Origin of the sequence: Roseovarius indicus, from assembly GCF_008728195.1 — a bacterium.
Lineage (GTDB): Bacteria > Pseudomonadota > Alphaproteobacteria > Rhodobacterales > Rhodobacteraceae > Roseovarius > Roseovarius indicus.
In genome coordinates this window covers 1,122,393-1,145,705 of the sequence record NZ_CP031598.1, presented here as the reverse complement: position 1 = coordinate 1,145,705, position 23,313 = coordinate 1,122,393, and the positions used below count along the sequence as shown (strand labels likewise).

General features: G+C 64.0%; 21 protein-coding genes. 11 read left to right on the top strand and 10 right to left on the bottom strand.

Going from position 1 to position 23,313, the window contains the following annotated elements:
* Positions 1 to 7: 7 nt before the first annotated feature.
* From RIdsm_RS05385 to RIdsm_RS05370, 4 genes are all read right to left on the bottom strand, one after another.
* Entirely contained in the window at positions 8 to 895 is an 888-nt protein-coding gene (locus tag RIdsm_RS05385) for a phosphotransferase (RefSeq protein WP_057820041.1), read from the bottom strand.
* On the bottom strand, positions 892 to 2,901 hold the full coding sequence (locus tag RIdsm_RS05380; protein ID WP_057820043.1) for an ABC transporter permease: 2,010 nt from the start codon (positions 2,899 to 2,901) through the stop codon (positions 892 to 894). The genes RIdsm_RS05385 and RIdsm_RS05380 overlap by 4 nt, the downstream gene beginning before the upstream one ends.
* Complete coding sequence (locus RIdsm_RS05375; RefSeq protein ID WP_057820045.1) at positions 2,898 to 3,929, bottom strand: quaternary amine ABC transporter ATP-binding protein; 1,032 nt, start codon at positions 3,927 to 3,929, stop codon at positions 2,898 to 2,900. The genes RIdsm_RS05380 and RIdsm_RS05375 overlap by 4 nt, the downstream gene beginning before the upstream one ends.
* Before the next feature lie 115 nt (positions 3,930 to 4,044).
* Positions 4,045 to 4,983 (bottom strand): ABC transporter substrate-binding protein, encoded by a 939-nt coding sequence (locus tag RIdsm_RS05370; RefSeq protein WP_143100483.1) that lies wholly within the window; start codon positions 4,981 to 4,983, stop codon positions 4,045 to 4,047.
* Between the two features lie 221 nt (positions 4,984 to 5,204).
* On the opposite strand from RIdsm_RS05370, the gene RIdsm_RS05365 reads away from it, so the two are divergent.
* Both RIdsm_RS05365 and RIdsm_RS05360 read left to right on the top strand, forming a co-directional pair.
* The gene (locus tag RIdsm_RS05365; protein WP_057820047.1) at positions 5,205 to 6,011 is read left to right on the top strand and encodes a DeoR/GlpR family DNA-binding transcription regulator; all 807 of its coding nucleotides are present in this window, start codon (positions 5,205 to 5,207) and stop codon (positions 6,009 to 6,011) included.
* 16 nt (positions 6,012 to 6,027) lie between these two features.
* A complete protein-coding gene (locus RIdsm_RS05360) occupies positions 6,028 to 6,807 on the top strand; it encodes an inositol monophosphatase family protein (RefSeq protein WP_057820172.1) in 780 nt (259 codons plus the stop codon).
* Positions 6,808 to 6,856: 49 nt separating this feature from the next.
* Here the strand turns inward: RIdsm_RS05360 and RIdsm_RS05355 are convergent, their stop codons facing one another.
* Positions 6,857 to 7,789, bottom strand: a complete 933-nt coding sequence (locus tag RIdsm_RS05355; RefSeq protein WP_057820048.1) for a choline/ethanolamine kinase family protein — start codon at positions 7,787 to 7,789, stop codon at positions 6,857 to 6,859.
* Between the two features lie 27 nt (positions 7,790 to 7,816).
* Positions 7,817 to 10,240: a GcvT family protein gene (locus RIdsm_RS05350; protein ID WP_057820049.1), complete on the bottom strand. Its 2,424-nt coding sequence runs from the start codon at positions 10,238 to 10,240 to the stop codon at positions 7,817 to 7,819.
* Between the two features lie 157 nt (positions 10,241 to 10,397).
* Here RIdsm_RS05350 and RIdsm_RS05345 point away from each other — a divergent pair, with 157 nt between their 5' ends.
* The 9 genes from RIdsm_RS05345 to RIdsm_RS05305 all read left to right on the top strand — a co-directional run bounded on the left by RIdsm_RS05345 (position 10,398) and on the right by RIdsm_RS05305 (position 19,175).
* On the top strand, positions 10,398 to 11,162 hold the full coding sequence (locus RIdsm_RS05345; RefSeq protein ID WP_057820050.1) for a DeoR/GlpR family DNA-binding transcription regulator: 765 nt from the start codon (positions 10,398 to 10,400) through the stop codon (positions 11,160 to 11,162).
* 326 nt (positions 11,163 to 11,488) lie between these two features.
* On the top strand, positions 11,489 to 12,220 hold the full coding sequence (locus tag RIdsm_RS05340; RefSeq protein WP_057820051.1) for an IclR family transcriptional regulator: 732 nt from the start codon (positions 11,489 to 11,491) through the stop codon (positions 12,218 to 12,220).
* A 96-nt stretch (positions 12,221 to 12,316) separates the two neighbouring features.
* Positions 12,317 to 12,799 (top strand): MaoC/PaaZ C-terminal domain-containing protein, encoded by a 483-nt coding sequence (locus tag RIdsm_RS05335; RefSeq protein ID WP_057820052.1) that lies wholly within the window; start codon positions 12,317 to 12,319, stop codon positions 12,797 to 12,799.
* Positions 12,800 to 12,858: 59 nt separating this feature from the next.
* On the top strand, positions 12,859 to 13,851 hold the full coding sequence (locus tag RIdsm_RS05330) for a TRAP transporter substrate-binding protein (RefSeq protein WP_057820053.1): 993 nt from the start codon (positions 12,859 to 12,861) through the stop codon (positions 13,849 to 13,851).
* A 4-nt stretch (positions 13,852 to 13,855) separates the two neighbouring features.
* Positions 13,856 to 14,398, top strand: coding sequence for a TRAP transporter small permease (locus RIdsm_RS05325; protein WP_057820054.1), 543 nt, complete (start codon positions 13,856 to 13,858; stop codon positions 14,396 to 14,398).
* Entirely contained in the window at positions 14,398 to 15,675 is a 1,278-nt protein-coding gene (locus RIdsm_RS05320; protein WP_057820055.1) for a TRAP transporter large permease, read from the top strand. The genes RIdsm_RS05325 and RIdsm_RS05320 overlap by 1 nt, the downstream gene beginning before the upstream one ends.
* A gap of 5 nt (positions 15,676 to 15,680) precedes the next feature.
* A complete protein-coding gene (locus RIdsm_RS05315; RefSeq protein WP_057820056.1) occupies positions 15,681 to 16,865 on the top strand; it encodes an acyl-CoA dehydrogenase family protein in 1,185 nt (394 codons plus the stop codon).
* Positions 16,862 to 18,382 carry a class I adenylate-forming enzyme family protein gene (locus RIdsm_RS05310; protein ID WP_057820057.1) on the top strand — a complete coding sequence of 507 codons (1,521 nt, stop codon included), beginning with the start codon at positions 16,862 to 16,864 and terminating at the stop codon, positions 18,380 to 18,382. Before RIdsm_RS05315 ends, RIdsm_RS05310 begins: the two co-directional genes overlap by 4 nt.
* Positions 18,375 to 19,175 carry an alpha/beta fold hydrolase gene (locus RIdsm_RS05305; protein ID WP_057820058.1) on the top strand — a complete coding sequence of 267 codons (801 nt, stop codon included), beginning with the start codon at positions 18,375 to 18,377 and terminating at the stop codon, positions 19,173 to 19,175. Before RIdsm_RS05310 ends, RIdsm_RS05305 begins: the two co-directional genes overlap by 8 nt.
* A 125-nt stretch (positions 19,176 to 19,300) precedes the next feature.
* Here the strand turns inward: RIdsm_RS05305 and RIdsm_RS05300 are convergent, their stop codons facing one another.
* The 4 genes from RIdsm_RS05300 to RIdsm_RS05285 form a co-directional block, all read right to left on the bottom strand.
* Positions 19,301 to 20,059 (bottom strand): GntR family transcriptional regulator, encoded by a 759-nt coding sequence (locus tag RIdsm_RS05300; RefSeq protein WP_057820059.1) that lies wholly within the window; start codon positions 20,057 to 20,059, stop codon positions 19,301 to 19,303.
* 117 nt (positions 20,060 to 20,176) lie between these two features.
* The gene (meaB, locus tag RIdsm_RS05295; RefSeq protein ID WP_057820060.1) at positions 20,177 to 21,124 is read right to left on the bottom strand and encodes a methylmalonyl Co-A mutase-associated GTPase MeaB; all 948 of its coding nucleotides are present in this window, start codon (positions 21,122 to 21,124) and stop codon (positions 20,177 to 20,179) included.
* A complete protein-coding gene (locus RIdsm_RS05290) occupies positions 21,124 to 22,803 on the bottom strand; it encodes an acyl-CoA mutase large subunit family protein (RefSeq protein WP_057820061.1) in 1,680 nt (559 codons plus the stop codon). The genes meaB and RIdsm_RS05290 overlap by 1 nt, the downstream gene beginning before the upstream one ends.
* Entirely contained in the window at positions 22,800 to 23,231 is a 432-nt protein-coding gene (locus RIdsm_RS05285) for a cobalamin B12-binding domain-containing protein (RefSeq protein WP_057820063.1), read from the bottom strand. The genes RIdsm_RS05290 and RIdsm_RS05285 overlap by 4 nt, the downstream gene beginning before the upstream one ends.
* Positions 23,232 to 23,313: the final 82 nt, after the last annotated feature.

Genomic DNA, 23,313 nt, shown 5'->3' with positions numbered 1-23,313 from the left:
CTTGTCCTCACATGGATTGGAAATCGGACAGGGCGGATTCGAAACGCGTCAGGTTCTTGTCGGTGTAGTCGGCGTAGTCGAAGTCGATGTCCGAGTGGATTTCGGAAACCATGCTCCACATCGTCTCTCGCAGGAGGGATGCGCATTTCATGGCGTGATAACGGTGGTTCAGCTCGTCGGTGAGTGGGGTCTCGAAATAGTTTTCGAGAAGCCAGTTTTCCTGTGCGGGCGCGAGCTCGTTGTTGGAGGCGAGGCCGGCCAGGTCGAAGAGCGGCGAGTTGAAGCCACCATATTCCCAGTCGAGCAGCCAGAGCTTGTCGCCCGCGTCGAGGAAGTTGGCGGCGAGGAGGTCGTTATGGCCGAGCACGATATCGACCTGCCCCACCGCGCGTTCGAGCGTTTCGGCGGTTTTCAGAAGGTCGTCGAGCTTCGGCACGTGGCGCGACTGGTCAGCGCGGAGGGTGGCGGCGTAATCGCGCAGGACGTGGAAGACCCAGAAGGTCAGCACCGGCCCGCGCAGGTGCAGCGGCGCCTCGCGATGGCATTTCTTCAGGACCGGCAGGATGCGTTCGAGCATGGCGTCGTCGCGCACGCCGGCCTCGTCGAGGGTGGTGGCCTCGATGTATTCCAGCACGAGAATGCCCGGTTCCGTATGGCGGATGGCGGGGGCGATTCCGATGGCCTCGGCCGCGCGGTGCACCGTCTGTTCGTTGAAGCGCATGATCTGGTGCAACAGGATATCCTGCCCGACCCGGACCACGTAGCGGCGGCCCCCGTCGCTCAGCGCGACGTTGAAATTGGTGATCCCGCCGCCCAGCAGCACGGCGTCTTCCGGCGCGGTCCAGATCGAGAGGGAGGTGGCCCGGTCGAGGGCGGCTTGGTCTGCGGTTGTCATCTTTCCAGCCCCATGTTTTTGCGTACCCGGTTTGCCGCCGCGGAGAGGGTGCGGTCGGCGATGATGGCGATGAAGGCGACGGCGAGGCCTGCGACGATGCCCTGCCCTGAATTGGCCTTGGTCAGGGCGATGTAGACCTCCTGGCCAAGGTCGCGGGTGCCGACGAGCGCGGTGATCACGAGCATGGAGAGGGCCAGCATGATGGTCTGATTCAACCCCAGCAGCAGTTCGGGCACGGCCATCGGCAGCTTGATCCGCCATAGCACCTGGCGGGGCGTACAGCCAGAAACGAGCCCTGCCTCGATGAGTTGCGGGTCGATGTTGCGTATTCCGTGTGCAGCGTAACGCACGGCGGGCGCCATGGCGTAGAGGACCACCGCGATCATCGCCGAGAAGTCACCGACCCGGAACAGCATCACCACGGGGATCAGGTAGACGAAGCTGGGCAGCGTCTGCAGCGTGTCGATGAATGAGCCGACGACGCGGTTGGTGGTGTCGTTCTGGGCGGCGAAGATGCCCAAGGGGATGCCGATGGCCGAGGCGATCAGCACCGAGACGCCGCAGAGGTAGACGGTGATCATCGCCTTGTCCCAGAGGCCGACGGCGGCGATGAGCGCGGTCATCGCGCCGGTGAGGAGTGCCAGGCGGATGCCGCCCATGCGCCAGCCGATCAAGGTCATGGCGATGATGCCCCAGGCCCAGGGGATGCCGGTGAAGAAGCGCTTGATGGGCAGGAGGAGATAGGTGAGGAACACGGTCTTCACCGCCTCGAACGTGTCGAAGAAATGCACGTTGATGTAGCCCATCAGATCGGACCAGATCGAGCCGGTCGAGATGGTGGCGGCGTCGGGGTAGCTCTGGACCGCCGGGAGGATGCCGGAGATCAGGTAGGTGCAGATCGCGACCAGCAGCACGGTGGCGAGCCACGGGTGGCGGGCGACGACGTTGCGGTCGGGGTCGACCGGGTGGGTGTCGGCGGTGCGGCTGGCGAAGGCCTGGCTGAGGCGATCGAGGGCGATGGCCATGACGACGATGGCGAGCCCCGCCTCGATGCCGCCGCCGATGTCGAGCCGACGGAGGGCGCTGAGCACGTCGAAGCCCAGCCCCCCTGCCCCGATCATCGATGCGATAATGACCATGTTGAGGGTCAGCATGATGACCTGGTTGACGCCCACCATCAGGGTCGGGGCCGCAGAGGGGACGATCACTTTCCACATCATCTGGCGTTTCGTGCAGCCGACCATGACGCCGACGTCGCGGATCTCGGAGGGCACGCCGTGGAGGGCGACGATGGTGACGCGCACCATGGGCGGCATGGCGTAGATGATGGTGGCCACCAGCGCCGCAACGGGCCCGAAACCGAAGAGGAAGAGGATCGGCACGAGATAGGCGAAGACCGGCACGGTCTGCATCAGGTCGAGGATGGGACGGAGCATCGCCTCGAAGGCGGGCATGCGGTAGGCGAGGATGCCCAACAGCAGGCCGCCGACCGAGCCGATGGGCACCGCGATCAGCACCGAGGCCAGCGTGACCATGGCGCTTTGCCACTGGCCGAAGACGGCGAGGTAGAGGAAACAGCCGCCGACGAGGGCCGCGAGCTTCCAGTCGCGGGCGTAATGGGCCATCGCCGTGAGGGTGACGATGACGGCGATCCAGCTGAGCGAGGGGGCTATCTCGACCGCCTGGTTGCCGAGCCCGACGGAGAAGCCGTCGATCAGCAGGTCGCGCATGAAATCGTAGGGCAGTTCGATCAGCCAGGCGATGAAGCGGGTGAATTCGCGGAAGGTGAAGAGGCCGAACGTGGCGTCTTCGACCAGCCATTGCATGAACTGGCTGATCGCCGTTTCCGCCTTGAGGAGGTAGGCGGCGGGATACTTGATGATCCAGCGGGCGTCGAGCCCCTTGTATAGATCCCACGAATAGTGGGAGAGCGCCCAGGTCACGACGAAAAGAGTGAGCCAGAACCAGCCGCTCCGCCCCGGTATGTAGGCGTGGAGGCGGTTCATGAGGCGAGTTTCCGGCCGATGAGAACGTCGATCACGGCCTGCCGGCCGATGGTGCCGATGGGCTTGCCGTCGTCGTCGATGACGGTGAACGGCAGGGCGCTGGCCTCGATCTGGTCGGCGACGGCCTCGACCCGGAAGCCGGCCTGAAGCTCGCCCGCGGTGTCGCCCGAGGGGGCGCCGGGGGTCATGACGCTGCGCAGGGACAGGACCTTGGAGCGGGGGATGTGGCGGGTGAATTCCTCGACATAGTCGGTGGCCGGGTTGAGGACAAGTTCCTCGGGCGTGGCCACCTGCACCACCTCGCCATCCTTCATGACGGCGATATGGTCGGCAAGGCGGATCGCCTCGTCGAAGTCGTGGGTGATGAAGACGATGGTTTTGTGCAGCATGCCCTGAAGACGGAGGAATTCGTCCTGCATCTCGCGGCGGATCAGGGGGTCGAGGGCCGAGAAGGGTTCGTCGAGGAACCACAGGTCGGGCTCGACCGCGAGCGAACGGGCGATGCCGACGCGCTGTTGCTGGCCGCCGGAAAGCTGGCGGGGGTAATAGGCCTCGCGGCCCTTGAGGCCGACGAGTTCGATGACCTCGCGGGCCCGCGCCTCGCGCTTGGCGCGGGGAACGCCCTGCACTTCGAGCGGAAAGGCGGCGTTCTGGAGCACGGTGAGGTGGGGCAGCAGGGCGAAATGCTGGAAGACCATGCCCATCTTGCGGCGGCGGATCTCGATCATTTCCTTGTCGGACATCGACAGGAGGTTTCGGCCCTCGAAGAGGATTTCGCCGCCGGTGGGTTCGATCAGGCGGGACAGGCAACGCACGAGGGTGGATTTGCCGGAGCCGGACAGGCCCATGATGACGAAGATCTCGCCCTGGCGGATCTGGACGCTGGCGTCACGGACGGCGCCGACGAGGCCGTGGGTGCGGATGTCTTCGGCCGTGAGATGGCCGTTGTTGCGGGCGAAGGTATCCTCGGCATGGGCGCCGTAGAGCTTCCAGACGCCCCGGCAATCAAGCAAGATCGGTTTTTCCATGTCATCCTCGGGCACTGCGCCGCCAACCGGGTCGAAACCCGCCTGCGTGTGTTCAAGCTATCGGAAGAGTTCAGGGGCGGCGACGGATGCGCCGCCCCAAGTCAGGTTGCACCGGTCAGTCGACGATCCAGGCCGACCAGGTGTCCTTGTTGGCTTCGAGCCAGGCGTCGCTGACCTCGTCAACGGATTTGCCGTTGAGGTCGACTTCGCCCACCATGGCACCCATGTCCTCGTTGCTGATGGTGAAGGCTTCGACGGCCTTGGCCGCGCCCGGCCACGTTTCGGCCAGGCCGGACCACGCGACCTTCCAGATCGGGCCGGTCGGCTTGCCGCAGTCATAGGCCATGTCGGGATTGCTGCCCCAGGCGGGATCGTCATAGCATTCCGGCGTGTAGGCCGGGAATTCGACGAAGCTGCCCTCGTACTTGGCCGGGGCCCAGTGCGGCGAATAGATCCACAACACGATGGGCGCCTTGCGCTGGTAGGCGCTTTCAAGCTCGGCGAAGAGCGCCGCGTCGGTGCCAGCGTGGACGACTTCGAAATCCATGCCCAGCGCCTCGACCCGCTCCTCGTCAAAGCCGCCCCAGGTGACGGGGCCGCCGAGATACCGGCCCATCGGCGAGGTTTCGGGCGTTGCGAATTCACGCGCGCAATCGTTGAGCGCCTGCCAGTCGGGAAGGCCGGGGCAGGTTTCTTCCATGTAGGCGGGGTACCACCACTCCTCGATCGCCTTCATGCCGGTTTCGCCCATGTTGACGACATTGCCGGTGGCGGTGGCTTCGTCCATCGCCTCGCGGCCGGTGGTTTCCCAGATTTCCATGGCGACATGCAGGTCGCCGCTTTTCAAGCCGGCGAACTGAGCGATGTAATCGGCCTGGACGTATTCGATGTTGTAGCCCGCCTCGGCGAGCACCTTGCCCATGATGGTGGTGGTGAGGAGCTGGCCGCTCCAGTCGTGCAGGGTGAGTTTGATCGGCTCCTGCGATTCCGCTTCGGCGAAGGCCGCGCCGGCCAGGCCGAGCCCGGCAAGTGTGGCCGCTGCAAGTGTTGTCATGCGCATTTTCGTATCCCCCGTTGGATCTTGGTTCCGCGTTTATCTGGTCTGCGACCGAATGCCGGAAACGGCCTTCGATTCGCCCTCTTGCGCCATTGAATTTCCGACGTTCCCCAACATAAATCAACATTTTTGTTTGTTTATTGTGGCTTTTCTGATGGATATTTGTGAATTTTTGTGGTTTTTTGAGTCAAACGCACAGAGATGCCTCAGAATCCCACATGCCAAACGACCCCACCTCCCCTACCCCGGACGGCAAGACGCTGCCCCTGTCGCAGCGCGGGGCCGAGATCATCGAGCTTGTCGCCCGGTCGGGCGGCAGCATGCGCATCCAGTCGATTGCCGAGGCGCTGGAAGTGTCGGAAGAGACCGTGCGGCGGAACGTGCGGCGGCTGTCGGATGAAGGGCTCGTGCGGAAGGTGCATGGCGGGGTTCTGCTTCAGCACGGGTCGACCGAGCTGAGCTTTACCCAGCGGATGGCCGAGAACCCGGCCCCGAAACAGCGCATCGCGGCGCATGTCGCGGCGCTGATCGGGAACGGCTCGTCTTTGTTTCTGGATATCGGGTCGACCACGGCTTTCATTGCCGAGGCGTTGAAAGGGCATCAGGAGTTGCTGGTGGTCACGAACTCGGTCGCCGTGGCGCATAGCCTTGCGGCGCGCAACAACAACCGGGTGTTCATGCCGGGTGGCGAGTTGCGCAGCCATGACGCCGGAATCTTCGGCGCGCAGGTGCTGGAGTTCGTGGGCCAGTTCCGCACCGATTTCGCGGTGCTGTCGGCGGCGGCGATCAATGCGCAGACCGGGTTCATGCTGTTCGACATGGACGAGGCCGTTTATTCCCGCACCATCATGGCGAATTCGAAAACCCGTATCCTTGCGGCCGACAGCTCGAAATTCGGGCGCGCGGCGCCGATTGCGATCGGGGCGCCTTCGACCGTTGACCTTCTGATTACAAACGCTCCGCCCCCCGATGATATCCAGACCGCGGCCCAGACATGGGGCACGGAGATTGTCGTGGCGGACTGACATGGATGGACTGACGATGCCTTCTCCCACGGACCTTTCCGAACGCCTTGCGACGGCGCTCGATATCACGGAGGCCGCAAGCCGGATCTCGCTGGCGCATTTCAACGGCGCGCTCGATATCGTCACCAAGGAGGACGAGAGCCCGGTGACGATCGCCGACCAGGAAACCGAGCGGTCTATCCGGGATGCATTGCAGACGGCCTTTCCGGAGGATGGGTTGTTCGGCGAGGAATACGGGACCGAGGGGCTTGAGAAAGAGACCGTCTGGGTCGTGGACCCGATTGACGGGACACGGTCGTTCATCGCGGGTGTGCCGCTGTTCGGGATGCTGCTGGCGATGACCACACGGGAGGCACCGCTGCTGGGGATTTGCCGGCTGCCGGCGCTGGGGCAGGTTTATGCCGCCGCGAAGGGCCTGGGGGCGACGCGGGATGGCAGCCGGATTGCCACCTCGGGGTGCCGGGCGCTGGACGCGGCCATGCTGTTCGTGAACGAGGGTGAGAAGATCTATGCCGAGGAACCCGATGTTTTCGGGAGGCTGATGCAGGCCGGGCGGCTGCGGCGGTTGGCTTATGATTGTCAGCCGCATGCGCTGGTGGCGGCCGGGCAGATCGATGCCGTGGTCGACTACGATCTGAAGCCCTATGACTTTCTGGCGATGGTGCCGATTGTCGAAGAGGCCGGGGGTGTGATCACCGACTGGGAGGGCAAACCGCTGGGGTTCCAGTCAGACGGGCGGGTCGTGAGCGCGGCCACGCCGGAGCTTCATGCCGAGGTGCTGGCCCTGCTGGCATGAAAAAACGGGCGTGGGGAGGTCCGCACGCCCGCCAGTCGGGGAGAAAGGGTCAGCCCTTGCGCACGGCCTCGATATGGCCGGGGAAGGCCGGATCGGTCATCAGCGCCTTGCAACGTTCGAACCGGTTGATGGCGTAGGCCCAGAAATCTTCGGCCGGGTTGTCGTCGGCATGCTGGATAAGGCCCCAGAGAGTCCAGAGCAGATCGCACATGGCCTTGTAGATCACGGTGCGGCCGAGCTGTTCGTCGGTGGGGGCCCTGCCGAAATAGGCGGTCAGCATTTCCATGTCCTGCGCGTCGGTGAGGCCCGCCTCGACCGAAAGATCGCCGAGATCCCAGAGCGGGTCGTTCATGCCGGAATACTCGAAGTCGACGATCCACATGCGCGTGCCGTCGTCGAGGAAGTTCTCGCAAAGCGGATCGCAATGGCTGGGCACGAGGGCGCCGGTTTTCTCGGCCAGGAGGGTCTTGATCGGCTCGGCCTCTGCCACGACCTTTTCGTAGCCTTCGGGCAGGTCGATATCCTTGGTGGAGAGCACCTTGAGGTAGTCGTCGATCATCGAGAAGAGCTCGAACCGAAATTCAAAGGGCTCGCCCGCGTCGTGGAGTTGGCGCAGGGCCGCGCCTGCGCGGGCGGGGGAGCCGGGGCGGGAATGGAAGAGCTCGGGCGTCATGGTGACGATGCCCTCGATGCAGTCGCAGACGAGGTTGCCCGTGGCCGCGTCGGCCCAGAGGACGCGGGGGGCGACGCCGGTTCTGGCGGCGACATTGGTGTTGTGGACCTCGACGGCGCGGTCGATATAGGCCTCGGTCCCCTCGCCCGGGATGCGGACGATGACGCTTTGGCCGGCATACTCGACGCGGTAGACGAGGTTGGTGAGGCCGCCCAGCCGTTGCACGGTGACGGTGTCGGGCGTGACATCTGCGAAACCGTCGACATTGCGCAGCACGTCCAGCACCCTTTCGATGTTGTCATTTGTCAATTTTTCTACCCCTCTGTTGGTTTTTTATCAGGCTTTCAGCCGCTCGTTGGCCGGGTCGTAAAGTGGCCCGTCGGCGCGCCGGATCGGGTGGCGTTCGCCGAAGACCTCGAGTTCGAAATCGGTCTCCTCGTCTAGCGTGGCAGGCAGGTAGCCGAGGATGATGGTCTTGCCGACGGTATTGCCGTAGCCCGCGCTGGAGGCAAGCGAGACGGTTTCGTTGCCGAGCAGGATGGTTTCGCCACCGGTGATGGGCAGCTTGTCATCGCAGGTGAAGGTGCAGAGGCGGCGGTCGGTGCCGTTGAGCTTCTGCTTTTCGAGCACGGCGCGGCCGGTGTAGTCGCCCTTGCTTTTCAGGTGAACGCGGAAGCCGAGGCCGGCCTCGATCGGGGTGTAATCGGGGGTGATGTCGGCGCTCCAGTAGAGGTAGCCCTTTTCGAGGCGGAGCGACTCGATGGCGCGGTAGCCGACATCGCGGATGCCGTGGGGCTGGCCGGCCTCCCACAGGCAGTCATAGACGTGGCGGGCGAATTCGGTGGGGATGTGAAGCTCCCACCCGAGCTCGCCGACATAGCCGATGCGGACGGCCTGAACATGGGCCGCGCTGACGATGATGTCCTGGGCGGTGCCGAAGGGGAAGGCGTCGTTCGAGAGGTCCATCTCGCTGACCGATTGCAGCACATCGCGGGATTTGGGCCCGCAGATGTTGATGACGGCGCGGGCCGAGGTCATGTCGATCAGGTGGACTGAGCCGTCTTTCGGCAGGGCGCGGCGGATCCAGTCGCTGTCATGGACGCCAAAGCCGGAGCCGGTGACGATGTAGAAGCGGTCTTCGGCGAGGCGAGTGATGGTAAGGTCGGCCTCGATGCCCCCGGTTTCGTTGCAGAGCTGGGTGTAGATGACGCTGCCCACCGGCTTGTCCATGTTCGACACCGCCATGCCCTGAAGCGCGTCGAGGGCGCCCTTGCCGATCAGTTCGAACTTGGCAAAGCTTGACTGGTCGACGAGGGCCACGCCCTCGCGGACGGTCTTGTGTTCCTCGGCGGCATATTTCTTCCAGCCGGGGTTGATGAAATCGAGCTGGTCGACGGGTTCGACGCCTTCGGGAGCGAACCAGAGCGGGCGTTCCCAACCGTTTTTCGAGCCATAGACCGCGCCGTGTTCCTTAAGCCTGTCATAGAGCGGGCTGAGCCGGAGGTTGCGGGCGGTTTCGGCCTCCTGCCCCGGGTAGCGCATTTTATAATGGTGGGCGTAGTGTTCGACCGCGCGGGGATACATGAAGGCGCGGGTGGCGTGGTGCGGGCTGAAGCGGCGCACGTCGAGCGGCCAGAGGTCGAGGCTGGGGCGGCCTTCGAGAATCCATTCGGCGATCATTTCGCCCGCGCCGCCCCCGGCGGCGATGCCGTAGAGGAAACCGGTGGAGAGCATCAGGTTGTCGAGCTCGGGCGCCCAGCCCATGACGAAATCGCCATCGGCGGAATAGGGAATGGGGCCGTTGATGACCTGTCGGATGCCGACCTCGTTGACGACCGGAGTGACCTGCCCCGCCATTTCGGCCAGGGGCGCGAAACGGTCGAGGTTGTCGGGCAGGAGCTGGCGGACGAATTCACCGGGGATGCCCTTGTCGCCGAAGGGCAGCGTGCCTTCCTCGTAGCCGCCGATGACGAGCCGGCCGCCGGCGTCGGGCTTGTAGTAGACCAGCCGCTCGGGGTCGCGCAGGGTGGGCAGATCCTTGACCAGCTCAGGCGTCGGGAGGGGCTCGGTCACGATGTACTGGTGCTCGACCGCGCAGGCCGGGACGGTGACGCCCAGCTTGGCGGCGAGTTCGCGGCTCCACATGCCGGCGGCGAGGATGATGTTCTCGGCCTCGTAATCGCCCTCGGTGGTCATCACCTTGGTGATGCGGCGGCCGGTGATCTCGAAATCGGTGACCTTGACGCCCTGCCGGATCTGCACGCCGCGTTTGCGCGCACCGGCGGCGATGGCCTGGCACAGGCTCGCCGGGTCGATATGGCCGTCGGAGGGGATGAAGGCCGCGCCTTCGAGCCCGTCGGCGTCGATATAGGGGAAGAGCTCCTTCGCCTCGGCCGGGGTGATGATCTCCATCTCGAGGCCGAAGCCGCGGGCCATGGTCGCCAGACGCCGGGCTTCGAGCAGGCGTTCGCGGGTGGCGGCGAGGCGGAGACTGCCGACCTTCTTCCAGTCGAAGGCCATGCCGGTTTCGGCTTCGAGCGCATCGTACATGGCGACGGAGCGCTTCAGCATCCGGGTCGTGTTCCGCGAGGAGCGCAGTTGACCGACGAGCCCCGCCGCGTGCCATGTGGCCCCTTCGGTGAGGGAAGCTTTCTCGAGCAGGACGATATCCGTCTCGCCGGACTTGGCCAGGTGATAGGCGACGGAGCAGCCGATGATGCCGCCCCCGATGATGAGATGTTTCGCCGCGTGCGCCGTCATTCCGGTCAGCCCTTCCCGTGAGGTTTCGTTGGCCGAAAATACACAGCCAATTTCAACATAAATCAACATTTATTTACACATTGCGTTGCTTTTTGTTGATTAATATCGCCAATTTCCCCTCAAACATCGACAGAAACCCGCGTAGACTGGGGCGGACATGTCAAAATACGAGCACGATATCATCAGTACGGTAAACCTGCGCGGCACGGTCTCGGTGGCGGAGCTGGCACGGATTCTCGACGTTTCCGACCAGACGATCCGGCGGATCGTGAAGCCGCTGGTGGAGCGGGGCGAGGTGCGGAAGGTGCATGGCGCGCTGATCAGCACGCAAAAGGTGACCGACCCACCCTTCCTGGCGCGGATGAACGAGAACCGGGCCAAGAAGGTGGCGATTGCCCACGCGGTGGCGGGGATGGTCAAGGATGGCGGATCGGTGATGATCGACACCGGTTCGACCTCGGCCTTTGTGGCGCAGGCGCTGGAGAGCAAGCAGAACCTGACCGTTGTCACTAACTCGGCCTATATCGCGAGCAAACTGGCGCTGATTGAGGGGAACCGGGTGTTCATGGCCGGCACGCAGTTGCGCAACCATGACGGGGCGGCGTTCGACCGCGCGGCGTTCGACGTGATCGCGAGCGTGTCGGTGGAGTTCTCCATTCTCTCGGCCTCGTCGGCGCATCCGCTGCGGGGGTTCCTGGCGTTCGATCAGTGCGAGGTGGATATCGCGCAGGCGATGATGGAGGTTTCGGCGCGGACAGTGATGGCGGTGGACCACACGAAGTTCAACGAATCGGGTGGGAATGCGTCGTTGCGGTTGCCGACCCTTGACCCGGAAGACGTGGTCGTATGTGACAAGCGCCCTCACAAGTCGTTCGATGACTTGCTTGATGCGCAGCGGTTTGTCGTGGCCGGGGGCGCTTGACGACCAGCGCTGCCCCAAGACGGCGCCTGCAGAGGACAGAGCGGATGCATTTCCACCGCGGTCGAGGTCGTTGCAGTTGACGGATCACACCATTTTCCTGTGCAAACAGTTTGACGCTACCTCTTGACCGTGAGGTCGCAACCCCCTCTGCCGGAATGAAAATTCCCAGATAAGGGGCGGCGGCGATCGAAGAGGCGCGATATGGCGACGTCGCGCAGATCGCTTGCGAATTGACAGAGTTTCAAGATACGACATGCCGAATATCCGTAATCGCCCACGTAGACACACCCGGTTTTCCGGCGGGCGGCTGAGAGGAGGCTGCATTCTTGATCATTCGTCAGGTGAAGTTTGCATTCGACCTTCTGCAGTTCATGGCAGACCGCCAGGCGCCGGCGACGATCAGCGAGATTGCCGAGCATTTCGGCTGGCCGAGGTCGAGTACGGTGAACCAGGTCGAAACGCTGTGCCATCTGGGGCTGATGCACGAACCTGTGCATCGGCAGGGGTACCTGCCGACGTCGCGGTTGCTTGATCTTGCCAGCGAGCTGGTGAGGGCTGATAGCCGAGGTTCGGATCTCGACGCGCTCGTGCAGGCCGTGGCGGCGCAGAGCGGCGAGACGGCGACCGTGGCGGCTATCGCGGGGAATCATGGCCTCTTCATCAATGCCGCGGAATCGACAAACCCGATCAGGTATTTCGCCGAGGCCGGGCAGCGCATTCCGCTTCATGCCACGGCGGCCGGACGCGCATTGCTGTCGCAAATTCCGGAAAAGCAGCTTCAAGCGCTTCTCAAACGCACAGAGTATATTCGCTATTCCGAAAACACGCCGATGTCGGCGGAGGCCGTAACGGCCCTGATCGCCGAAGGGCGAGAGCGCGGCTACTACGTCAACAGCGACGGTTACGCCAAGGACCTTGTGGGCGTTGCCATACCCATGCGGCTGGACGGTCGGCAGCTGAGCCTTCTGGTGGCCGGGCCGATCTATCGCATGTCCGGCAACCACGCCGAGCTGGCTGAAATGCTGCGCGACTGCAGGCAGCGGATCATCGGCAGCTGATATCGCCTCAGCCTATACCCCCCGAACCCGTGCGCATTTGCGTTTGACATATATATGTATGATCCATACACATATATCTCATTTGGAGGAGGCATCATGACACGTGACACGCAAGCGCTCGAGACCGTCGGGCTGGGGATTCCCTTCGAGGACTGGACGGTGGGCCGGAAGTTCAAGACCGTCGGGCGCACGGTAACGGATGCCGATATTACCCTGTTCGTAGGCGCCACCGGCATGACCGAAGTGCTTTTCACGGATCTGGAATACCTCAAGGAAAATTCGCTGATCGGTCAGCGCCCGGCGCCGGGCGCGCTTGTCTACTCGATGGCCGAGGGTCTGTTGATGCAATCGGTCATGCAACATACCGGCCTGGCCTTTCTCGGCATGGAGCTGACCGTGAAGTCGCCGGTTCTGGCCGGCGACACGATCCATGTCGAATGCGAGGTGACCGAAACGCGCCCGACGAGCAAGCCGGGCCGCGGGATTGTCACGGCACGCTGTGACGTGGTCAAGCAGGATGGGGAGCTGGCGCTTACCTACACCTGCCAAAGGCTCGTGAAAGCCCGCAAGGCGGACTGAACGACCATGGCCGCTGACACTGTCAGGGGCGAACCGAAATCCAAGGGAGGAGGAACCCCATGAATATTCGTGCAAGAACGTTTGCGATTACCGCGCTGGTTGCCGGCAGTATCGCCGGTAGCGCCGTGGCCCAGGACACGGTCACCATTCCGCTGGCCACCTGGGGCGGCAGCGAGCATGTCGGCGTGCGCCAGTTCGTACCGGCCTTCGAAGAGGCTCTGAAGGAAGAAGCCCCCGATCGGGTCGATTTTCAGCACTTCCCCGGCGGCCAGATCGCACAGGACCGGGACATGCCGGTGGGCATTCCGTCGGGCCAGGTGAAACTGGGCTGGATCACGGTCAACGGCTGGACAGGCACGGTGCCCGACACCCGGCTGATGGACGCGCCGACAGGCCTGACGATGGCGCAGCTCGACACGCTTCTCGACGACAAGGGCCTGTTCGACGCGCTGGCCGGCAAGTTCGAGGAGAAGAACACCGTGCTGCTGGGGCTGGCCGATCTTGGACCGCCCTGCATCGTCTCGAACGAGAAGATCCTTTCACCCGATGACCTTGCGGGCAAGAAGGTACGGGTATTCTCGGAAGGTCAGGCCGCGGCCATTCGGTCGTTCGGCGGCTCGCCGGTCACCCTGCCCTTTGCCGACGTGTACTCGGCCATGCAGTACGGCACGATCGAAGCCGCCGTCGTGGGTTTCCAGGGGGTTCAAAGCCAGAAGCTATACGAAGTGAGCGATCACGTGCTGGTGCCGGCGTCGTTTCTCGGGACGACGATGATGGGCTGGGCGGCCAACAAGCAATGGTTTGACGGCCTTCCCGACGACGTGCGTGAAGGCCTGAGCGAGGCGATGGACCAAGCCAGCCATTCCAACCGCGAGGCCATTGTCGGTGAGATCGACGAGATCACGGCGGATTACCGGGACGCCGGCATGGAGGTCACCTTCCTCGAGCCGGAGATGCCGGAATTCGAGCAATGGCAGAGCGCGACCAAGCCGCTTCTCGACGATGTTACAGGCCAGCTGAGCCCGGACATCGTGGAAATCGTCACGAACTGAGGCCATGGCTCGCATCCTGACAACAATCGCGGCGACGGGCGACAAGCTCGCCGCCGCAAGCGCCGCCCTGACGACCGCCGTGATGTGGGCGCTGGCTGCACTTATCCTTTATGATGTCGTCATGCGCACGCTGAACGTGCCGGTCCTCTGGGCCGCGGAGATCAGCGTTTACGCGATGATCGCCCTCGCCTTTCTCGGCGCGGGCGCGACACAGAACGCGGACGGTCATTTCCGGGTGACGTTCGTGCGGGACCTTTCCCCGCCGCGCTGGCGCCTTGCCTTCGACCTGGTGGCCGCGGCGATGACCCTTCTGCTGGCCGTGCTGTTCACGCTGGGCGCGTTCTATGCGGTGAGCTTTTCCTACTCGCTGGGGTTCAAGACCTCCACGCTTCTGCAGATCCCCGTGTGGATCCTGCAATCCTTCGTGCTGCTCGGGGGCATATTTTTGTCGCTGGCCGCGCTGCAGGAGCTTGTCATGCTGGCCGTTCATGGACGGCGCGAAACGGCGGGGCCACGGCCCGAAAGCGATGAAGAGGAGACCGCTTGATGGTTGTTGCAGCCACGGCAGCGCTTGCCTTCTTCGCCTTCTGTCTTCTGGCCAGCGTGCCGGTCTTCGTCGGCATGGGGCTGACGGCCATGCTTGGCACATGGGTCGCCGAAGGCACGCTTGGCCTTCAGGACATGGCACTTGGCGCTTACAACGCGCTGAACAGTTTCGTTCTGCTGGCGGTGCCGCTTTACATTCTCGCCGGCACGCTTTCGGAAGAGTCGGGCCTCTCGGACCGGTTGTTTTCCTTTGCAACGACCGTGACCTCGGGGCTTCGCGGCGGGCTGGGGATTGCAACGATCCTGGCCTGCGCGATCTTTGCCGCGATCTCGGGCTCGAGCGTTGCCACGGCCGCCACGATCGGGCTGGTGGCCATCCCGGCACTGGCGAAGAACGGGTTCAGCCTGCCCCGGGCCGGAGCGTTGATCGCAGGTGGCGGGACCCTTGGCATTCTTATCCCGCCGTCGATCGGCCTACTGCTTTACGGTGTGCTGACGGACCAATCGATCGGCAAGCTGTTCATTGCGGGCCTGATGCCCGGACTGGTGCTGGTCATCATCATGGCGCTTTTCGTGGTCGTGACCCAGCGCAACGCGCCAGCCGCGAAGGCGCCGGACCTTCGCACTCTGATGCGGGAATTTGTGCTGGCGCTTCCCATTCTCGGACTGCCCGCGCTGATCCTGGTGATGATCTACACCGGTATCGCCACGGCCACCGAGGTTGCCGCGCTGGCTGTCGTTTACGTAACGGTGCTCGGCTACGGGCTTGGCAACCTCAGCCTGAAGAAGCTTTACCGCGCCGGGCTTCATGCGGCGCAGACAACCGTGATGATCCTGATGCTGGTGGCGTTCGGCGCGCTGATGACCCATTTCATGACGCTCACGCGCATCCCGCAGGGCATCACCGAGATGATCGCGGACTCTGGCCTGGGCTTCTTCGGGACGATCACGCTGATGGTCCTCGCGTTCCTGGTTCTGGGCATGTTCCTTGAAGCACTGTCGATGATGCTGATCACCATCCCGATCCTGTTCCCGGTGGCAATGTCGCTCGGGATCGACCCGATCGCCTTCGGCATCTTCGTGGTGCTGGCAATCGAAGTGGCGCAGATCACGCCGCCGGTCGGCATCAACCTGTTCACCGTCGCCAAGATCGGCGGCATCCGGTTCGAGCAGATGGCCAAGTCGATCGTGCCTTACGTGCTGCTGATGATCCTGATGATGTACGCCGTCGCCTACTTCCAGGGGCTGGCGACCTGGCTCCCCAACACTATGGAGTAACCTGAATGACCGCATTGAAAGAGGAAATCGACCGCGAGGCCCTGTGGCAGGCGTTTTCCGACGAAACCCTGCTGGCCGATCTGCGCGACTTCGTGGCAAAGGAGATCCGGCCCGAGGCGGACCGGATCGACCGCGAGGATTACTACCCCACTGAGATCGTGCGGAAGCTGTCGCGTGCAGGCTACACCAATTACCTCATCGAGAAGGAATATGGCGGCAGCGGCGGCACCTATGCCGATGCCGCGTCGATCTTCGAGGAGATCGCCGTGGCCTCGGCCGCGGTGGGGATCTCGCTGATCACCATCTTCCAGGCGCAGACCATGCTGCGGAAATACGGCGAGGAGAGCCTGAAGAAGAAGTGGCTGCCGAAGTTCGGCGAGGGGCTGCTGGCCTCTTATGCGCTGACCGAGGCGAACCATGGCAGCGACATCCGCACGCTGGATACGAAGGCGTGGCGCGACGGCGACGACTGGATCATCGACGGTGAGAAGCATTTCATCACCTCCGGGTCGGCGGCGGAGTTCTACATCACGCTGGCCGAAACCGACGCTGGTGTGACTGTCTTTGCCGTGCCGGGTGATGCGCCGGGCGTGTCGATCTATGACGGCGAGAATTCGGCCACGTTCGGGCTTCGCAACGGGCCGCACATGAACGTCGTCTACGACAAGGTGCGCCTGCCCGCCGATCACATGGTCGGGACCGAAGGTAAGGGGGTGCGGCAGGCGGCGACGGTGCTGAACCATTCGCGCACGCTGGCCGGCGCCATCAGCAACGGAGTGTCGCGCGCGGCCTACGAGGATGCGCTCGCCTTTGCCCGGGACCGGCGGGCCTTTGACAGCCGGGTTTTGGAGTTCCAGGGAATCCAGTGGTACTTTTCGGAGATGCTGACCGAGATCGACAGTGCGAGGCTGCTGGTCTTCCGGGCAGCGAGCGCTCTGGACGAGGATCACCAGGTGATCCGCTGGGGCAGCGAAGCCAAGCTGAAGGCCGGAGAGGTCGCCACGCAGGTGGCGGTCAAGGCCGCACAGATCTGCGGTGCCTACGGGATCACCGAGAACGCGCCGTTCAGCCGATACCTGCGCGATGCGAAAGCCTATGAAGTGGCTGGCGGCTCGAACGAGATCCTCAAGAACACAATCGGGAAGTTCCTGATGCCGGTGGCCGGCATCGAAAAGAAGAAGCCGAAATGACAAGCCTCATCGACAACCTTTTGCGGCAGGCGGAGGCGCATCCGGACGCGCCGGCGCTGATAGACGAAGACTATGAACTGAACTGGCAGGACCTGGCCGATCAGGCTTTGCGCTGTGCCTCGATGTTTGGCGAGACCGGCGTGCAGGCCGGCGACCGGGTTGCCTTGTTGTGTCCGAACCGCCCGGCCTATGTGATCTGCTGGCTGGCGCTGGCCAATCTCGGTGCCGTGGCGGTTTCGGTAAACACCTCGCTGATCGGCGAAGGTTTGCGGCACTCGATCGTCAATTCCGAAACCCATCACATTCTCGCCGAGCAGGCCCTTTTCGACGAGAAGCGCGGCGATCTCGAACCGGTGATGGAAGGTCGGAGCCTCATCACGTTCGAGGATGAGGCCGACCTTGCCGCGCAAGCGGCCTCCCTGCCCCGCGCGCCGGTTTTCGATGGAGACGTGGCAGAGCCGTTCTCGATCATCTTCACCTCGGGCACGACCGGTTTTCCGAAGGGTGTGATAAACAGCCAGTCGGTTTTCGTGGCTTCGGGCTATTGGATGTCGAGGTTTCTCGACATCACGCGGGAAGACCGGATCATGGTGTTCCTGCCGCTGTTTCATACCAACCCGCAGATGTATGCCGTCGCCTCGGCGCTGGAGACAGGCTGTGCGCTGGTGATACGGCCGAAATTCTCGGCCTCGCGGCTTTTCGAAGATGCGAAACGCTTCGGTGCCACGATGTTCACCTATGTGGGCACCGTGTTGTCGATGCTGTGCGCGCGGCGGAAGGAAGAGGACCGGGATCATGCGATCACGCGCTGCGTCGGCGGCGGCTGTCCGCCGGAGGTGTTCGATACGCTGCAGGCGCGGTTCGGGATCACGGCGCACGAGCTTTACGGGATGACCGAGGTCGGTGGATGGGTGACCGGCAGCCGCGCCGATGCCATGCGGCGGGGCACCTGTGGCGTGCCCCGGAAGGATATGGAGTTGCGCGTCGTCGACGGGAACGACCGCGATTGTGCACCCGGAACGCGGGGCGAGATCGTGGTGCGCCCGAAAGAGAGCGAGGTGATCTTCTCGGGCTATTTCAACAATGCAGAGGCCAGCTGGAAATCGGTGCGGAACCTCTGGTTTCACACGGGCGATGCTGGAAGTTTCGACGCCGATGGCTTTTTGACATTTCATGGCCGGATGCGCGAAATCATTCGGCGGGGGGGCGAGAACATCTCCCCCACCGAGATCGAGACCGTGCTGCTTGATCATCCCAAAATTCGGGATGTCGCCTGTCTCGGGGTGCCCGACCCCATTCGCGGCGAGGAGATCAAGGCGGTGATCGTCGCCGATGACCTTTCGCCCTCCGAGATCCCGGCGTTCCTGGAGAGCCGTATCGCGCGGCACATGTTCCCGCGTTTCGTACAGTTCGCTGCGGAAATTCCGCGCACGGAGACCGAAAAGATCAGACGGGAGGCGCTCAAGGCAGACCGGAATGGCGAGATCGACCTGGCGGGAGACACCGAGTATGCATGAAACGAGTCGAGGGATTGCCTATCGCGTCGATGACCTGACGCCGCCTTGGCGTTCGGGGGCCCGGCCCGTGCTGCTGATGCATGGCATCGGAACGCATTCCGATGCGTGGGGCGACTGGGTTCCGGTGCTGGCCGGAGACCGCCCCGTGATCCGGCTGGATATGCGCGGCTGGGGGCGGTCTGACGTGCTGACCGATGGGCAGGCCGATCTGGACCTGCTTGTGGAAGATCTTTGGGACGTGGTCGACGAAACTGGCGTGACCGGCCCTGTTCACCTTGCCGGCGAGTCGCTGGGCGGAACAGTGGTACTTGCCGCGGCCATTGCGCGCGCGGAAAGAACTGCATCCGTTCAGATGTTCAATGCCGGGTTCCGGGGCGATGCTCTGGGCGAGGTGGGCAATTGGACGGATCAGTTCGCCGGTGGTGTTGATGCGTGGGCCGCACGGATGATGAAGAACCGGTTTGCGCCTGACATTCCATTGACGCCGGCGCTGGAGTGGTTCGAGAGGACGCAACGGGAAACGGACCCGGCAACCGCTTCGGCACTGGGGGCGATGCTGCGGAATACCGACCTGTCCGAGGGGCTTGCCGGGCTGACCGTTCCGGTGACGCTCGTCTTGCCCGACGGCAGCCCGTTCGTACCGGTGGCGCATGGCTTGGACGCCACCCTCGTGAACCCTCGCATTGCTCTGAAGGTCGTGCCGGGAACGCGTCACGGGCTGCCCTATTCCCATGCCGAACAGGAGGCCGCGCAGATGCGCGACCGGCTGCGCAGGATCGATGCCGGGGGCTAGGCGCGAGTGATGCGCCAGCCCGGTTGCGCGGTAGATTCACCCTACCCGGTCCGGTGCCATATGGCGTTTTCCGCTATCGCAGGATTGGTTGTGCCTTTCGGGAGCGCGAAAGGGACCGCACACTATTAGGAGCCGGCTTCGTCGTCGAGCGTCATCGTTGTCTGATATGCATAGTGCCGTCCGCGAAGGTAAAGGTGGCTTACGGCCACGGCTTCGCCGTCGGGATCGGAATAGACGTTGGTGACAAAGAAGGTCGGTTCGCCGAACTCCGCTTCGAGAATGCGGGCGAGATCACGGTCGGCGGCGATCGCCTCGACAGTCTGCTCCATCTTGTGAAGGCGGAGGCCGCATTCCTGTCGGATGACGTCGACGAACTTGCGGTTGCCGTCCATCATGCCTTCGCTGATGCCGCCCAGCAGAGCGACCGTGCCGAAATTGATGTGGTAGGAGACCGGGTTGTTCTTGATCCGGCGGAGGCGGCGCATGCGCCAGAGGTCGGTGTCGGCGGCCACGCCCAGCCGGGCAGCCACGGCCGGCGGGCCGGGCCGGACGGCGATGTCGAGGACCTTCTGGCTGATCTCGAGATTGCCGCCCCCGGCCGTGTCGGCCCATTCGGAGAAATCGTGCGACATAGCCACGAGGACGCGGGCGTCCTCGGCCTTGCCGGTAACGAATGTGCCGCGACCCCGCTGGCTTTCGATCAGGCCTTCGCCCGAAAGGATCGACAGCGCCTTGCGGATGGTGATGTTGCTGACATCGAAGCTGTCCTCAAGCTGGGCCGCGGTGGGAATGGTCTCGCCCTTGCGGTACTCACCCGTCTCGATCCGGCGGCGCAGCGTATCTGCGACCTGACGGAACTGGGGATATGTGTTGAGGGTGTCCATTCCGATCCTGTGTTGTAGTGCTTTTGCGGCCGCCCCGGGTGCTGCCTGTGGCCGGACCGGCATCATGCCGCTTCGGTTCGACAGGGGCAAGGCGGGAGGAGGGTTGAAGCCCGTACCCTAACGTCCGCTTGGCTTCTTCTGGCTGCCCGCAAGTTCGAGTAGCCTTTGCGCAAGCTCCGGGTCTGACGCGGCGCGGCGGAAAAGAGCGGCGAGCGCGGGGTCTTCGGTATCGGGGAGGCCCGCGCAGACGTAGCCGCCGAAATCCGGCGAGGGTCTGGCCGGAACTGTACCGGGGGGTCCCCGACGCGTGGCGGCGAGACGGGTATCGATCTCGGCTGCGAGCGTGCCGATCCCCTCGCCCGTGGTGGCGGACACCTGCACCACGGGCACTCGGGCGGCCTCGCCCTGCCGCAGTTTAAGCATGGCGGACAGGTCACGCGCCGTCTCGCCAGCGCCGGGCCGGTCGCACTTGTTCACCACGAGGATATTGCCGATCTCGAGTATGCCCGCCTTGATCGCCTGCAACTCGTCGCCGAGCCCGGGCGCCGAGACCACGAGGGTGCAGTCGGCGATCTCGGCAACTTCGGTTTCGGATTGGCCGGCACCGACCGTTTCGAGCACGATCAGGTCCCATCCGGCGGCTTCCATCGCGGCAACCATGCCGCGCGCGGCGGCGCACAGCCCGCCGAGATGACCACGGGCCGAGACGGAGCGGATGAAGACGTCGTCATCGAGGCTGCGCTCACCCATGCGGGTGCGATCGCCCAGGACTGCACCGCCGGTGCGGGGGCTGACGGGGTCGACCGCAAGGACCGCCACGCGCTTTTCCCGGCTGCGCCATTCGCCGATCAGGGCGTCGACGAGGGTGGATTTGCCCGACCCCGGCGGGCCGGTCACACCCACGAGCCGGGCGCTGCCCGCGCTATCGCGGAACCGGGCCGACAGGGCGTTGCCCAGCGCCCCGCCCCCTTCCACCAGGCTCAGAGCACGACCGAGCGCCGCCGGCTCGCCCCGGCGCACGGCCTCGGCGATGCGATCGGCGCGCCGTGCGATCCCGTCATCCATCAGGCCACCATCACCGGGTGTCCGAAACCCAGCTCGGCGCGGAGGCAGGTGACGATTTCGCCATGGGTGACATCGGCCATCGCCGCATCGACGACCTTTTCGTAGACATTCTCGGCACCGTTCGCGGCGCGGGCGAGATCGGAGAGGGCCCGGGACACCTGCTGCTGATCGCGGTCAGACTTGAAAGCGCGGAAGCGTCTGACATGCTCTTCCATCGCCGCGCGATCGGGGCGGTAGGGTTCGGGTTCTTCCACGGTTTCATTGGCCGAGGTGAAGACATTCACACCGACGATACCTTCCTCGCCAGCTTCGACGCGGTTCTGGAAGGCCAGCGCCGAGCGCCCGATCATCCGTTGCACGAGGCCGGTGTCGACGGCGGCGTACATGCCGCCCGCGTTCTCGATGATCTCCATCACCTCGAGGATCTTGGCCTCCATCTCGTCGGTCAGCGATTCGACGTAGAAGGAACCGCCGAGCGGATCGATAACGTCGCACAGATGCGCCTCCTCCCGCAGGATGTTCTGGGTTGCCACGGCGATCTTGGCGGGTTCCTCCGAGGGGCAGGCGATGGCTTCGTCATAGCTGTCGGTGTGCAGCGACTGGAGCCCGCCCATCACCCCCGCCATGGCCTGCACCGCGACCCGAGCGATGTTGTTGAGAGGTTGCTGACGTGTGAGGTCGACGCCCGATGTCTGCCCGTGGAACTTGAACCGCCAGGCGCGAGGATCCTTGCAACCGAACCGGTCGCGGGCGATGCGCGCCCAGATGCGCCGGCCGGCGCGGAATTTGGCCACCTCCTCGAACATGCTGATGGAGATGTCGAAGAAGAAGGTAAACCGGCGCAGCACGTGATCGGGGTCCATTCCGGCGTTGATGCAGTCTTCGGCGTACTGGATCGCGGTCGAGAGCGTGAAACCCATGGTTTCGGCCGGGGTCGCGCCGGCCTGTTGCATGTGCTGACCCACCACCGAGACCGGGTTCCAGTTCGGCACCCGGTCGCGGCAATACTTCACGTGATCGACGAAAACCCGCCGCGCGCCGGGCTGGCTCAGCCGATAGAACATGTGGTTAGCGACAAAGTGCGAGATGTAGTCCGACTGGTTCGCGGTGCCGGTGATCTTGTCGAGCGGCACGCCCCGGCGTTTGGCCACGCCCAGAAGGAAGGCAAAGAGCGTGAACGGCGTCGGGTCGTTCATCGCGGTGGAAATCTTGTCGATGGGCACACCGTCGAGCGCCGTTTCCATGTGTTCGACCGTGTTGATGACCGTGCCGCAGGTGCCGAGTAGTGGCACGGGGCTTTCATCGCAATCGATGCCGCGGAAGCCGGAGTTACAGGGCAGAAGGCTGATCGCGGTGGCGCCCTTGTCGAGAAGGATGCGGACGCGGCCGTTGTAATCCGAGGGTGTGCCCAAGCCGATCAGCTGGCGCTGGGTCCAGGTGCGGCCACGGTGCATGGTGGCGTAAATGCCGCGTGTAAAGGGCGCCTCGCCCGGCATGCCGAGCGCCTTGTCGTAATTCTCGGACGACCAGTCTTTCGGTGTGTAGATCGGCTTGATCCTGATGCCGGATCGGTTGACGACGTCGCGGTCGGTACCGATCTCGCCATCATAGCGTTCCTTCCAGCGCGACAGGGCCGCGTCCAGCGTGCCATCCATCCCGGGCTTTGCGTCTTCGGTCATTCCATCTCCTCCATTTCGGCGCGTGTGTCGCGCGCTTCGGCGGCCAGCCTGCGCACGGTCGTCACGATCTCCTCGCTCGTGGCGCCCGGCCCGAAGACCGCGCTGACGCCGGCCCCGGTGAGGTCGGCCTCTTCCGGTTTGGGCACGATACCGCCCACGATCACCCGGACATGGCCCATGCCGGCTTCGGCCAGCGCTTTCATGAGGTCGGGCACGATCAGGTGATCGGTGGCCAGCGAGCTGACGCCGATCACGTCGACATCTTCCTGCTGGCTAAGCCGGACAACCGCCTCGATCCGTTGCCAGGGGGGTGTGTAGATCACCTCCATTCCTGCATCGCGCAGGAAGGCGGCGACCACGCGGCTTCCACGGTCATGGCCGTCGAAGCCGATCTTCGTCACGAGAACCCGTTCGGGGCTGTCCGGCATGCAATCCTCCCGGGCCCGGGGGCCCTTGCCGTTTGGTGCCGGGAAAACCGACGTTGACTCATAACTATATTAGTATACGACT

Bases quoted from the DNA above. Each gene is read 5' to 3' on its own strand.
- RIdsm_RS05385 (WP_057820041.1), bottom strand. From the start codon at position 895: ATGACAACCGCAGACCAAGCCGCCCTCGACCGGGCCACCTCCCTCTCG.
- RIdsm_RS05380 (WP_057820043.1), bottom strand. From the start codon at position 2,901: ATGAACCGCCTCCACGCCTACATACCGGGGCGGAGCGGCTGGTTCTGG.
- RIdsm_RS05375 (WP_057820045.1), bottom strand. From the start codon at position 3,929: ATGGAAAAACCGATCTTGCTTGATTGCCGGGGCGTCTGGAAGCTCTAC.
- RIdsm_RS05370 (WP_143100483.1), bottom strand. From the start codon at position 4,983: ATGACAACACTTGCAGCGGCCACACTTGCCGGGCTCGGCCTGGCCGGC.
- RIdsm_RS05365 (WP_057820047.1), top strand. From the start codon at position 5,205: ATGCCAAACGACCCCACCTCCCCTACCCCGGACGGCAAGACGCTGCCC.
- RIdsm_RS05360 (WP_057820172.1), top strand. From the start codon at position 6,028: ATGCCTTCTCCCACGGACCTTTCCGAACGCCTTGCGACGGCGCTCGAT.
- RIdsm_RS05350 (WP_057820049.1), bottom strand. From the start codon at position 10,240: ATGACGGCGCACGCGGCGAAACATCTCATCATCGGGGGCGGCATCATC.
- RIdsm_RS05345 (WP_057820050.1), top strand. From the start codon at position 10,398: ATGTCAAAATACGAGCACGATATCATCAGTACGGTAAACCTGCGCGGC.
- RIdsm_RS05335 (WP_057820052.1), top strand. From the start codon at position 12,317: ATGACACGTGACACGCAAGCGCTCGAGACCGTCGGGCTGGGGATTCCC.
- RIdsm_RS05330 (WP_057820053.1), top strand. From the start codon at position 12,859: ATGAATATTCGTGCAAGAACGTTTGCGATTACCGCGCTGGTTGCCGGC.
- RIdsm_RS05325 (WP_057820054.1), top strand. From the start codon at position 13,856: ATGGCTCGCATCCTGACAACAATCGCGGCGACGGGCGACAAGCTCGCC.
- RIdsm_RS05320 (WP_057820055.1), top strand. From the start codon at position 14,398: ATGGTTGTTGCAGCCACGGCAGCGCTTGCCTTCTTCGCCTTCTGTCTT.
- RIdsm_RS05315 (WP_057820056.1), top strand. From the start codon at position 15,681: ATGACCGCATTGAAAGAGGAAATCGACCGCGAGGCCCTGTGGCAGGCG.
- RIdsm_RS05310 (WP_057820057.1), top strand. From the start codon at position 16,862: ATGACAAGCCTCATCGACAACCTTTTGCGGCAGGCGGAGGCGCATCCG.
- RIdsm_RS05305 (WP_057820058.1), top strand. From the start codon at position 18,375: ATGCATGAAACGAGTCGAGGGATTGCCTATCGCGTCGATGACCTGACG.
- RIdsm_RS05300 (WP_057820059.1), bottom strand. From the start codon at position 20,059: ATGGACACCCTCAACACATATCCCCAGTTCCGTCAGGTCGCAGATACG.
- meaB (WP_057820060.1), bottom strand. From the start codon at position 21,124: ATGGATGACGGGATCGCACGGCGCGCCGATCGCATCGCCGAGGCCGTG.
- RIdsm_RS05290 (WP_057820061.1), bottom strand. From the start codon at position 22,803: ATGACCGAAGACGCAAAGCCCGGGATGGATGGCACGCTGGACGCGGCC.
- RIdsm_RS05285 (WP_057820063.1), bottom strand. From the start codon at position 23,231: ATGCCGGACAGCCCCGAACGGGTTCTCGTGACGAAGATCGGCTTCGAC.